Annotated in this window: 9 protein-coding genes; 6 read left to right on the top strand and 3 right to left on the bottom strand. The window is 47.2% G+C overall.

Features of this window, described 5'->3' with window-relative positions:
* Positions 1-16: 16 nt before the first annotated feature.
* Complete coding sequence (locus FCL48_RS02600; RefSeq protein WP_169309046.1) at positions 17-934, bottom strand: ABC transporter substrate-binding protein; 918 nt, start codon at positions 932-934, stop codon at positions 17-19.
* Between the two features lie 197 nt (positions 935-1,131).
* Here FCL48_RS02600 and FCL48_RS02595 point away from each other — a divergent pair, with 197 nt between their 5' ends.
* The 4 genes from FCL48_RS02595 to FCL48_RS02580 all read left to right on the top strand — a co-directional run bounded on the left by FCL48_RS02595 (position 1,132) and on the right by FCL48_RS02580 (position 6,538).
* Positions 1,132-2,805 (top strand): hydantoinase/oxoprolinase N-terminal domain-containing protein, encoded by a 1,674-nt coding sequence (locus FCL48_RS02595; protein WP_136870677.1) that lies wholly within the window; start codon positions 1,132-1,134, stop codon positions 2,803-2,805.
* Positions 2,783-3,376 carry a metallophosphoesterase gene (locus FCL48_RS02590; protein WP_136870676.1) on the top strand — a complete coding sequence of 198 codons (594 nt, stop codon included), beginning with the start codon at positions 2,783-2,785 and terminating at the stop codon, positions 3,374-3,376. Before FCL48_RS02595 ends, FCL48_RS02590 begins: the two co-directional genes overlap by 23 nt.
* The gene (locus FCL48_RS02585) at positions 3,351-4,469 is read left to right on the top strand and encodes a ParB N-terminal domain-containing protein (protein WP_136870675.1); all 1,119 of its coding nucleotides are present in this window, start codon (positions 3,351-3,353) and stop codon (positions 4,467-4,469) included. Before FCL48_RS02590 ends, FCL48_RS02585 begins: the two co-directional genes overlap by 26 nt.
* Positions 4,470-4,687: 218 nt before the next feature.
* Positions 4,688-6,538, top strand: a complete 1,851-nt coding sequence (locus tag FCL48_RS02580; RefSeq protein ID WP_205747623.1) for an SLC13 family permease — start codon at positions 4,688-4,690, stop codon at positions 6,536-6,538.
* Between the two features lie 118 nt (positions 6,539-6,656).
* Here FCL48_RS02580 and FCL48_RS02575 read toward each other — a convergent pair whose 3' ends face one another.
* Both FCL48_RS02575 and FCL48_RS02570 read right to left on the bottom strand, forming a co-directional pair.
* On the bottom strand, positions 6,657-7,610 hold the full coding sequence (locus FCL48_RS02575) for a universal stress protein (protein ID WP_136870674.1): 954 nt from the start codon (positions 7,608-7,610) through the stop codon (positions 6,657-6,659).
* Positions 7,611-7,727: 117 nt separating this feature from the next.
* Positions 7,728-9,569, bottom strand: a complete 1,842-nt coding sequence (locus FCL48_RS02570) for an ArsB/NhaD family transporter (protein ID WP_240744722.1) — start codon at positions 9,567-9,569, stop codon at positions 7,728-7,730.
* Positions 9,570-9,829: 260 nt separating this feature from the next.
* Here FCL48_RS02570 and FCL48_RS02565 point away from each other — a divergent pair, with 260 nt between their 5' ends.
* Both FCL48_RS02565 and FCL48_RS02560 read left to right on the top strand, forming a co-directional pair.
* A complete protein-coding gene (locus tag FCL48_RS02565; RefSeq protein ID WP_136870673.1) occupies positions 9,830-11,299 on the top strand; it encodes a HAMP domain-containing sensor histidine kinase in 1,470 nt (489 codons plus the stop codon).
* A complete protein-coding gene (locus FCL48_RS02560; protein ID WP_136870672.1) occupies positions 11,296-12,654 on the top strand; it encodes a sigma-54 dependent transcriptional regulator in 1,359 nt (452 codons plus the stop codon). The genes FCL48_RS02565 and FCL48_RS02560 overlap by 4 nt, the downstream gene beginning before the upstream one ends.
* Positions 12,655-12,781 lie beyond the last annotated feature (127 nt).

Below are 12,781 nucleotides of genomic sequence, written 5' to 3'. Positions count from 1 at the left end.
TTACCACTGAGATCGATTACTGAGGCAAGAAATCTGAAACGACAGATTCTTCATAGATGAGTGGTGCTGAAATAAGGTTTTTTTCCATCATCCAGGCCATGACATCATCCCACTGCATCTTTGATGGAATTGCCTTTAGAGGCAGAGGTGGAGTGACAAATTTTTCCTGAATATTTTTAGGAACACGGATTTTTTTCAGCACCAACTCTTTAAAGGCGGCCGGATCAGTATTGATATCTTCTGCGGCACGGTTCCAGGCAACCATAAAGTTTTTCAGAAGTTCCGCCTTACTTTCAATCGCTTCGGTGGTAAACGTGATAACACTGGCGCTCACATCTCTTCTGCTGAGATCATTGATAACCTCAACGGCCCCTGCTTCCATGGCCGCAGCCCCCAGCGGGTCAGGAAGGGTTACAGCTTTCAGCTGTCCCTGGAGGAGTAACTGCAGTCGCTCAGGTAGAACGGGGACAGACTTGTAGACAATCTGCTCTTCTTTGAGTCCACCAAAGGTGAGAAGGCGGGTTGAAATATATTCAATCACCGTATTTTTAGAAATACCGATAGGGATATCGGCAAGATCTGCAACGGATGTGATCCCACTCCCCGGTGCGGCCAGGATTCTAAACAGCGGGCTCTCGCCAATGGGAGAACGGGCAACTGAAATGATTTTAACCTGGATTTTTTCTCTATTAAAATTAGCAGCCCCTGAGATCTCGTTGATCATGCCGTCTGCCTTACCGGCCTGCATCAACTGATCGCGCTCCACCGCACTGCCAACAGGAAGCGCTTCCACCTCCACGCCCAGTTCGTCAAAATAACCCTTTTCAAGAGCCACGTAGACCGGCAGCACATCCGGAACGGGCAACAGCGCCAGCCGGAGAACACCCTTATCAGTAGCGGCAAAAACTCCCATAGGAGCGCTAATACATATCATTGACAGACACAAACATAAAAATGACAGTTTTCTTAACATATCACTCTCTCATACTCTTGGTTTAAATTGCCCAATCTAGTAAATAGAGGGGGGTGTATAATATGGCACAGGATAGTATTTCCTTCCTGTTTACGCTATGCTCAAAACACATAGCCTCTTTCATAACGATAAACTGATTATTCCTGCAACCCAAAAACATGCAAAAATTTATAATTGGCATTGATACAGGTGGAACATACACCGATGCCGTCCTCATTGATACAAATACTCAAGCCATTGTGGCCACCAGCAAAAAACCAACCACCCACTATAAGCTCTCGGTGGCAACAGGAGAAGCCCTGGCCGAACTGCTGGCAACAAGTGGTGCCACTCCTGAACAGATTGTAAAAGTCGTGGTTTCTTCTACCCTTGCAACCAACGCAGTGGTCGAAAACAGGGGGGCCAGGGTCGCAGTTATCGTGATCGGTTTTGTAAAGCACTTCCGCCTCCCCGTGAAAGCCGTGGTTTTTGTCAAGGGAGGGCACAATATCATGGGTGAAGAAGAACAACCCCTGGAACTTGATTATCTGGTCCAACTCATAGAGGGACTGAAAAATGAAGTGGATGCCTACGGCATCTGCTCGGCTATGTCGATTAAAAATCCAGCCCATGAGATGGTGGCGGAAAAAGCGATCAGCATGCTCGATCCCAAGCCGGTCTTCTGCTCCCACCGAATCAGCAATCTTACCGGCATGGAACAACGGGCGGCCACCGCCGGTCTCCACGCCAAACTCATGCCAGTTATGGAGGAATTCATCAGCGGCGTCAGGCTCGCCATGGATGGGCTCAAACTCCACGCGCCTGTAATGGTCATAGGTGGTAATGGACAACCCATTGAAGCCCAAAAAGCCACACAGGAGGCGGGGCTCACCGTTGCAAGCGGTCCCGCCTGTACAGCACATTTTGGCGCAAGTCACTGCAAAACTTCCACTGGCTGTCTGGTGATAGATGTTGGCGGTACCACCACAGATATTGCCATGATTGAAGAGGGTCATCCCCTCATGAGCAAGGAAGGCTGTCAGATCGGCCAGTGGAAAACCCATGTGGAAGCAATCGACATGCATACCGGAGGCATAGGTGGTGACAGCCATGTCTTTCTTGACGATAAGGGGGCCATGTACGTAGGCCCGTCGAGAGTTACGCCACTTGCCATTGCCAAAGATCTTCCGGCCGTTGAAACATGGCTTGGTGCTGCGGAAAATAACAAACTGATTTCACTGTATCCCGGGGTACAGAACGCTCCATGTAAAAATGAACTGACAGGGCTTCTGGCCACAAGCGGCAGCCTCACTCCCGCAGCAATCCGTGAAAAAACCGGCCTTAGCGGAATACCGCTCGACAAACAACTCGAACAGCTCACACGGCAGCAGCTTATCTTTGAATGCGGTTTCACCCCCACAGATGCCCTGCACGTTCTCGGCACAATATCCATCGGTGACCGTCAGGTCGCCTGTAAGGGGGCCGAGATACTCGGTTCCATACGGGGTGTATCAAAAGAGCAGTTTGCCCTCCAGGTACTGGATAAAACCCGCGAACAGATCGAAAATCTAATTATTGATTACGTCGTTAAACATTTCTGGGGCGACACCCTTACCTCCTTTATCTCTACGAGAAATGATCATCCGGTTCTCGGAGTCGATTTTTCTCTGAAAACTCCCCTTATTGGGATTGGCGCCGCAGCTCAATACCTGTTACCCGAGGTTGCGAAAAATCTTAAAACTACTATCTTTTTTCCAGATTTCTGCGAAGTCGGCAATGCCATTGGTGCCGCAATGATTGGAATGAAAGAAATGAAGAAAATACGTACAGATGAAAGTTCTCTGTGTCGCTGATACTGTAACCCCGGCCCTGCTCGAACCAGGGATTGACGGTCCAGCCATTGAAAATATTGATCTCATTATCGCCTGTGGCGACCTGCCGCCGGAGTATCTGACCTCTCTTCGAAACCGTTATGATACTCCGCTCTACTACGTAATGGGAAATCATGATCTCCGTTACCAGAGTTCGCCTCCCGTTGGCTGCACCCATATCGACCGACGTATTGTCAGGTTTCGTGGGTTCAGTCTTTCCGGCTTTTCCGGCTCAAGGTGGTATAATGGCGCCGTAAACCAATATACAGAAAAACAGATGAGCCTGTTTGTACGAAAGATGCGTTTTGCACTCTGGCGAAATAAAGGTGTCGATATTGTCGTGACCCATGCACCTCCGCGGTTTATTCATGACGCCGAAGATCTGTGTCACCGCGGCTTTCGTATCTTTTGCTGGTTTATTGATAAATACAGGCCACGTTATTTTCTCCACGGCCACATCCATGCTCATTTTGAAAATGACTCAGAAAGAACCACTCTGATCAACTCAACTACGGTTATAAACTGTTATGGCTACTATATTCTCGAAATTTAAGCCCCTGGAGGCCCTGAAAAAACTGGTTACAGGCGAAAAGGAAGAGAAAGAGGAAAACGTACGCAGTTTCAATGCCAGACAGGAAACGGAAAAAGCTTATGAAGCGGTTGAACGGGGAACACTCATGGTACCCCTTGACAAGATTGTCGGCAGTGTCGGACGATACCACGACTTTGACAACCAGTTCAGAACCCAGCACAAGAGTAAGGATGAGCGTCTTCAAGGAATACTTAAGGCTATGCGGGAAGGCAAAAACCTCCCCCCCATTGCTCTTTACCAGATCAAAGAAGATTTCTTCATCCTCGATGGCCACCATAGATTCAAGGCTGCAAGAGAGCTTGGCCACACCCATATCCGTTCACGGATAGTGGAACTCCTTCCCAGTAAAAACACCTTTGAGAACAATCTGTACAACGAAAAAATTCAATTTCGTGATAAAGCGGGACTTAAAAACAGCCTGGAGATTACCGAGCCAGGTCAGTTTAGCCATCTGGAATGGCAGATAGAAGAACATCAGAGATATCTCAGTACCCTGAAAAAGCAGGTGGTTACCTTCAAAGAAGCAGCTCTGGACTGGTATAACTCAATTTATCGCCCACTTTTCACTCTGATTGATAACAGCCAGCTGGTACACTCCTTTCCCAGGCGCACTGTGGACGATCTCTATCTCTATATCTCTGTACATCAATGGGAAAAAGGAAAAAAGCGGAAATACGGGATAGATATAGATAAGCTCATTCCCACTGACATGGAGGCATTCAGATCGAAAATGGCAGAACACCAAGATCAGGAATACCCCGAAATGAAAAGGGAAATTATAGTGTTTGTCCTCCTCAACATTGAAGGTAAATATGAGATGCAGATTATCGAAAAACTCCTCGCTCTGGATGAAGTCCAAGAGGTCCATGCGATCCATGGTTCCATTGACATCTTGACCAAGATAATCCTCAAGCGCGATCTCCTCTCTTCCGATGCAGAGTTGATTTCCCAATTTATTCAGTCTACCATTCGCCAATGGAAAGGTGTTGTCTCTTCGCAAACATTGATCCCTGGAATATCAAGGGTAAAAGGGGATGACCGCTGCCACCTTTAAAGGGGGGGCCTCAGGGAAAATTCATGGGGCAGAGCGCACAAGGCATGAGGGCCTGGAATATCTATACAGCCTGAACAACTCAGGGTGAAAGAGAGTAAAGATCTCCAGTTAAGTAATACATTAAATATTTAATTTGATATTTCTCTGACCTGTGAGGTATGCTACAATACTGGCATCTCAGAGATATCTATACTTTTCCTTACCGTGGAGGGAGTGCAATGGAAACGGCGGCAATTACCACCGATATGATAATCGTTTTTTGTTTGCTGGGATTGGCAATTTTCCTCTTTGTGACAGATTTACTTCGTGTAGACCTTGTCGGCTTGCTTATGATGGTTCTTCTGCCTCTCACTGGAGTGCTGACAGCCGAACAGGCAATTGCCGGTCTCAGTTCCAACGCCGTTGTTTCAATCATTGCGGTCATGATCATTGGTGCTGGCCTGAATAAGACAGGGATTATGAATGCGGTCGCATCTCAGATCATTAAGCTCGTTGGACGCAGTGAAAACAGAATCATGTCCGTAATTTCACTCACTGTTGCCATAATCTCCAGTTTCATGCAGAATATCGGTGCCGCAGCTCTCTTTATGCCTGCCACCATGCGTATCAGCAGACAGCTCAACTTTCCTGCCAGCAAAATTCTTATGCCCATGGGTTTTTGTGCCATAATCGGGGGATGCCTGACGCTGGTTGGCTCCAGCCCTCTGATCATGCTCAACGATCTTATGGAAAGCTGGTGGCAAAATAATGGTGCCAGTGTCAACAATCAACCGTTTGTTGCCTTCAAATTATTTGCTGTAACGCCCATTGGAATCGCCCTGTTGACCGTGGCAATTATCTATTTCGCTCTTCTGGGAAAACGGTTGCTGCCTGACTCGGTATGCAGTCTCGACGATGACAGCTGCATGGATAAGCGACTCCAGGACATCTATGGTGAAGAGGTTGGGCAAAGCTATGAACTTGCGGTACCAGCCTTTTACCCCAGCCACAGTCTGGAGGAGTTGGAAATTCGCCCCAAATACCATGTTACCGTGGTTGGTATTGCCAAAAAAGACGGTTATCAGAAGGAATTCGCCCCCACCAAGGATTCAATTATCGAAGCAGGGGATGCCATCTGGGTTATCAGTGCTGAAAAAAATATCCAGAAGCTGAGTGCTGATCAGGGTTGGGTTATCAAACCCGAACATGAGGTTTTTGCCGAAGAAAATTATCCAGATGAGTCAGGAGTTGTCGAAGGCGTTGTCATTCCCCATTCCAACCTGAGCCAGCACACCATGGAAGAGCTGCAGTTTAGAAGACTCTATCAAGTTAATCCCCTGGCGATCGTTCGCGGGGATCACATCATAATGGATAAAATCAACGTCACAGAGCTGCAGCAGGGAGATACCATTCTCATGCAGGGTCGCTGGAAGCAGTTCCGGCTTCTCACCAGCCAAATGGATATTGCCCTGCTCGACGACATACAGGGTGAAGAACTCAAACCGGAACGAACCCGTTGTGCGGTCTTTTTCCTGCTGATGGCCCTTACACTGGCCCTGGTTTTTGAGGTAAAGCTTTCCATTGCCCTGCTGTCCGGGGCTCTTGGCATGATCCTGACTCGAATCATCCCCGCCGACCGGGCTTATGAAGCGGTTGACTGGAGAACTGTTTTTCTCCTTTCCGGCCTGATTCCCTTAGGAACCGCCTTTGAAATAACAGGAAGTGCTTCCTTTATTGCAACCAAGGTTCTGGCAGCCGTTGGTAATCCCAGTCCCCTGCTCCTGATGCTGGTGATCTCTGTTCTCACCGCCTTTTTTTCCCTGGTTGCTTCTAACGTCGGGGCTGTAGTAATGATGGTTCCACTCGCCATGAATATGGCCGCTGATATCGGTACCGATCCAATGGTGGCTGCTCTGGTTGTAGCGGTCTCTGCTTCCAACACCTTTATCCTGCCAACTCATCAGGTCAATGCGCTGATTATGCGGCCGGGCGGCTACCGAACCAAAGACTATATGCGTGCAGGCCTTGGCATGAGTGTTCTCTATACCGGGGTGTTGATGCTTTGCATCTCTTTCCTGTTCACCATTTAGTGATTTTTAACTTTTTTCTCCGCTTTTGTGGCAAAGATCAGGGTAGACTCCCAAAAATTTTTGTGAAGGTACTTATCCGTGCTTATTACCCGTTTATCCGGGTTAGGAAGAAAAACAATCAACTCACCAAAACGACGGTTGTTTTTCGGCACCGATGGATAACATCCCCGGAAACCGAACCGAGGAGTACCTCGGCTATCTTCATCCTGTTGCGTCTTCCGATAAAGAGCATGGTCGCACCGAACTCCCGGGCATGGGAGGCCAGGGTGGCACCTGGGCGACCAAACAAAAGCATGGTCACAATTTTTGATGTATCCACTCCCTGCCCTACCAGTATTTCTTCAGCCTCCTGAAGATGATGGTAGCCTTTATCACTGGCCTGCTTGCAGCTTATCTCATTCTCACCTAGAAAACACGAGGGGTCCCTGACATTGACCAGCAGGATCTCTTCAACATCGCTGCCGGAACGGTTTAAAAATATCGCCGCTTCCTCCACAGCGGCCAAAGCCGCCTCAGATCCATCAATTCCGATCATGATGCGGGACGCGGGGTGTTTTTCTGGAGGAAAGCCATCCTCTCCTACGATATAAATACTGGCATCAAGATGGTGGTTTAACACACCATTGAGTACGGTCTCGGCGACTTCATCCTGCTCTTTCTTTTTTCTGCGGGCAAGAATGAGGGTTGTATACCTTTCCTGCTCACATATTGAGATAATCCTTTTTACTGGATCGCCATCCTCGACACGCACCTTTGCCTGTAAACCACCTTCTTTTTCGAACAACAGGTTTTGCACCTTATCCAAAAGGGGACTGACAAAATTTTCGTAATGCTGGGTACGAAGTCGCTGCATGAGTTCAGAAGAAAGTACGCGACCTGCTCTGAAATCAATATTATTCAGGTGTGTGCTTAAAAATGACCCCCCTATGACATGGAGAAGGTCCAGCCGTTCAAGTTTTTTCTCCATTGTTCTGGAAATGAACTCAACAAGAGGTAAAGAATGAGAAAAAAGATCAAAATCTTTTACCGGGAAAAGCAATCGAGTCAAGGCAGGAATGGTTGTTTTTCTCATGGTGGGACTCCTATGTATTGATACCTCTTGTAACCCCGACAGGGGATAAGTACCTTCACAAAATTCATACTCAAACAACAAAAGATAATCACAGGCTTTAAATGAATTTCCAAGGTGCTAATAGACCAGCAGCAACCAGACATTTGCGACCGCGACACTGATCAGCATGAAGGGGAAAACCAGCTTCATGAAAGGGATAAAACCTATAGAGTGTCCAGCCGACTCGGATATTCCAAGAGTAACGACGTTTGCACTGGCACCAATCATCGTGCCGTTGCCACCAAAACAGGCTCCAAATGCCAAGGCCCACCACAAGACACCGCTTTCAGCGCCAGGTATAACCTGCGTGAGGTAGGCTACTATCGGCAGCATGGTGGCAGTAAAGGGAATGTTGTCAACAAACGCACTCATGATTGCAGACACCCACAGCACGAGACAGATTGAGACAACCAAATTCCCATGGGAAAGAGCAACAACCCCATCGGCTACGATATCAAGAAGCCCAGCCTCTTCCACCCCACCCACCAGAATAAAAAGAAACATAAAAAAGAGCAGCGTAGTCCATTCGATATCTTTTTCAATCACCTCAAGCATGTCAACTTTTCGTGTGAGAAGACCAAAAGTAAAGAGTAACGAGGCTCCGAAAAGAGCAGCGATACTGACCTCCATATGCCAGATACCATGGGTCAGAAACAAAAAGACCACAAAACCCATAACAACCAGGCCAACTCCTAAAAGTGTGGCGTCTGTAATTTTGTATTCCTGCCGTAAATTATCTATAAATTTTTGTATATCCGCAACTTGTCCTTTTTTAAATTCAGATCCCCATACAACTTTTGAGTAGGCAAAGAGAATAACCATTACAACAACGCAGACAGGCCCAAGATTTTCTGCAAATTGCAAAAAGGAGAGCCCGGCAAAGGAGCCGATCATAATGTTCGGTGGATCGCCGATAAGGGTTGCCGTTCCCCCGATATTTGAGGCAAGAATTTCAGGAATAAGCAAAGCAAGCGGAGAGATCCCCAGGGAAAGGGCTATCTCAATGGTAACCGGAGCCAGCAGCAACATGGTGGTAACATTATCAAGAAACGCCGAAGCCACAGCGGTAAAACTCATAAGGATTATGGCAAGCAAAAGAACATTTCCCCGTGCGAGTTGATAGCACTTAAACGCGCACCACTGAAAAATCCCGGTATGTTTGAGAATTCCGACAATTATCATCATCCCCATCAGGAGAAAAATGACGTTCATGTCTATCGCTCTGATGGCGCTGGCGTAGGAAAGGATGTGATATTCCGGATTAATGGTACCCAGGGTGTATGAGATAACAAGCATGATGGATGCCCCGAGCATAGCAGCCATGGTACGGTGCAGCAATTCAAAGGAGATGAGGATGTAGGCAAGGACAAATACTACTGTGGCAACCCAGAATCCCGGGCCAATTTTTCGTTCTATCTGCAGGTCGGCGTTGACGATAAATGTTGCGCCGTCGGTAAAACGATCACTGACGGGAATAAGGCTTGTCTTCTTTTCATAACCCGGTTTATACACCGTCATTTCCAAAAGACTATCAGCCGCCACAAGGTCCTTTTTAACCCAGAGGCGCCCCTGATACGTTCCATCACTCTCGGTTAGAATGATGTTTTCGGCTTGCAGGCTGACTACCTGCCGATCCATTGCTCTCTGATCACCTTCAGTCAATAATTGAACGGTAACATCTGAGACACCCCGGTGGTGGGAATTGACAATTTTACCAAAGACTTCAAGCTGTACCTGCCCTGTATGATCTTCTTGTTCACCAACCTGCTGGGCCATTACTGCAGGAGGAACAAAACAGAAAAGCAGGACCCCAAGAAAAAAAGCCAGCCAGACAATTTTTCTGCCATGTCCCTGCCCCCACAGGGAAAGCGGCTGAGCAATTCTGTTTCGGGCAAACCACTGTTTCATCGTCTGTTTCATGACCTCTCCCTAAGCCTCATTTTCCAGGTTGGAAAAAAGAAATACCAGCCACAGACTTCGTGTGTTATTTTCAGTGCTTTAGAGCGTTTTCATCTTTTCAGGTTGAGTATTCCACTTTAAGGATCTCCTGTAAAGTGCAATCCTCAGTATACCCCTGTGCTATGGTTTGCACCTTATCCTTATCGAGTAAAAGCTCTACACTGACCCTGTAATAATCTGTGAGATAATACATATTCATAAACCGACAGCCCGCCACTCACATGAAACTATTCTACTCTTTATATGGCTATTTGTTGCTCGGTATGATCGTCCTGATAGGTGTTGATGAATACCTCAGCTTTCATGCTGAAATTCAACAATATGAAGCCGATATGATTACCAATGCAGTTCAGGATGGCAGATCAATGGCCGGCATGATTGCACATACCTGGAGAGAAAATGGCGAATCAAAGGCCCTTGCACTGATAGAAGAGGCCAGTAAGTCCGGAATGATACATATTCGTTGGGTATGGCCCCATCTCCTTATCGATAAATTTGCCTATACAACCGAAGAAAAGGAACAACTGCAAAACGTTATCTCAGGTAAAACCGCCTCATTTAAAATGTCCCAAAAAGATGGTTCCCAACTTCGCTACACGTATGTACCTGTTGACGTCGGAAAGGACCACAAGGGTGCCCTTGAACTGCGTGAAACCCTTGTATCGTACAAAGAGTATTATAAAAATATGATGATACGGGCCCTTACGATCACCTCCCTTCTTGCTCTTGTCTGCGGTATGATTCTCTATTTTTTCATGAATAAAAAAATACGAATGCCTCTCAACAGTCTTATGCTGCAGGCAAAACGAATTGGTGAGGGAGATCTCAGCGCAAACAACAGCATAAGTGGAAATGATGAATTGGCAGAGATGGCACAAACCATGAATGACATGTGTTCACGACTCCTGATCGCCAAGGAAAAAATTAATTTCGAATACGATGCACGGGTAAAAGCCTTGGAGCAGTTGCGGCACACCGAACGACTTTCTTCCTTTGGAGTTCTTTCCGCCAGTATCGCCCACGAACTCGGGACGCCTTTGAACGTAATTGATGGCAGGGCCAAAATGATTCTCAATGAAGATTTACAGCAGGCAGAAATTCACGACTGCGCAAAAATCATTACCAACCAGTCTGAAAGAATGACTCAAATCATCAGACAACTTCTTGATTTTACCAGGCGTCCGGAACGACAAAGCTCATCTGAGAATGTCGCCTTCTTAATCAAGCAGATATTCCAGTTGCTCCACCCCATGGCCAGCAAGCAGCAGGTCACTTTACATCTGAGCAAAGATGAAGATACCGATATTCAGCTCAACGCCGACTTTTCTCAAATACAGCAGGTCCTGGTCAATCTGCTCATAAATGCTATTCAGGCAATGCCGGATGGGGGTAAAGTGGAAGTTACTCTTAGCAACGAAAGGATTTCCGCATCTGCCAACGAGGAGCCAGTGCAACAAAAATACCTTAAAATACGCATACAGGATGAGGGTGAAGGCATCTGTGAGGAAAATCTTCAGCATATCTTTACACCGTTTTTTACCACCAAAACCATTGGCACTGGGACCGGTTTGGGACTCTCGATTGCCCATGGAATTGTTGAAGAACACGGAGGATGGATCGATATCGAAAGCACCGTCCAGAATGGTGCCTGTTTTTCTGTCTACCTTCCCATGAGGGGGCAGGTTCGATGAAAGGAAAAATACTTATCATTGAAGATGACCAGGATATGTGCGATATGCTCAGTTTTGGGCTGAGTCGACGTGGCTACAGCGTATCGACATTTACCTCAGGTCGGGAAGGGCTCCAGGCTGTCCAGACCACACAGACCGATGTGGTTCTCACCGATATCCATCTGCCGGATAAAAATGGCCTGGAAATCTGTAATAGTATCGCAACGGACTATCCCAGCATACCGGTGATAATCATGACGGCCTTTGGCAGCATGGATACTGCAATCTCCGCCATCAGAGCCGGAGCATATGATTTTGTAACCAAACCTGTCGATATGGATATGCTTACCCTGTCTCTTGACAGAGCGGTGCGCTATCGAAACCTGCAGGAAACCGTTCAAAAGCTGCGCGATGAAGTCAAACACCCCCAGCATTTTGACGATCTCATCGGAAACAGCCCGGCCATGGAAGAGTTGTTCTCAAAACTAAGCCGCATCGCCGACTCGGAGGCTTCTCTTCTGATCACCGGGGAAAGCGGTTCAGGTAAAGAACTTACAACCAGGGCGGTACACATAAACAGCCGCCGTAAAGACAAACCACTGATCACGATCAACTGTGCGGCCTTACCCAGCCAGCTTCTGGAAAGCGAGTTTTTTGGTTATAAGAAGGGGGCTTTTACCGATGCCAAAGATCATCGCAAAGGCTTGTTTCTTGAAGCCGATGGTGGCACTCTCTTTCTTGACGAAGTTGGTGAAATTCCTCTTGATCTGCAGCCAAAGCTGCTGAGAGCTCTTGAAGAACGCTGCGTCAGACCGGTTGGTGGAGTGACAGAGTATCCCTTTGATATCCGCATAATTGCCGCGACTAATCGGGATCTTGAATCTGCCGTTGACGATGGCCTTTTCCGTGAAGATCTCTATTACAGACTCAATGTCATAAAAATCGAGATGCCGCCATTGCGCTCCAGAGGTGCAGATATTCTCATGCTGGCAGGTAAATTCATTGAACATTTTGCCAAAAGGCAAGATAAGGCAATAACCGGATTATCCGATGCCACAGCAGAAAAATTACTGGAATATTCCTGGCCCGGTAACGTACGTGAACTGCGAAACGCCATAGAACATGCCGTCGCTCTTACCCATTTTGATAGGCTAATGCCGGAGGATCTCCCGGAAAAAATCCGCCTGTTTCGAAAAAACTATATCCTTCTTGGGTCTGATGACCCCATGGAATTAATTTCCATGGAGGAAATGGAGCGCAGATATATTATGCATGTTTTGAAAACCACCGGTGGTAACAGAACTCTGACTGCACGTATTCTGCAGATGGACAGAAAGACGCTCTATCGTAAACTTCAGCTCTATGAGGCACAATAAGCGTTGGACCTGGGGTATTTTGCCTCAATGGGGCAAAATGCCTCAACCAACGTCTTCCTTTGTTCTCTTCTCTCCCCCCTGTGAAAATCTAAAAAGGGTCATTCCAGCAATCTCAGGAAAGCCGCTT

The sequence above is a fragment of the Desulforhopalus sp. IMCC35007 genome (genome assembly GCF_005116575.1).
Taxonomy (GTDB): domain Bacteria; phylum Desulfobacterota; class Desulfobulbia; order Desulfobulbales; family Desulfocapsaceae; genus Desulforhopalus_A.
Note: the sequence above shows the minus strand (reverse complement) of the source record. Positions and strands in the feature narration are given on the sequence as shown.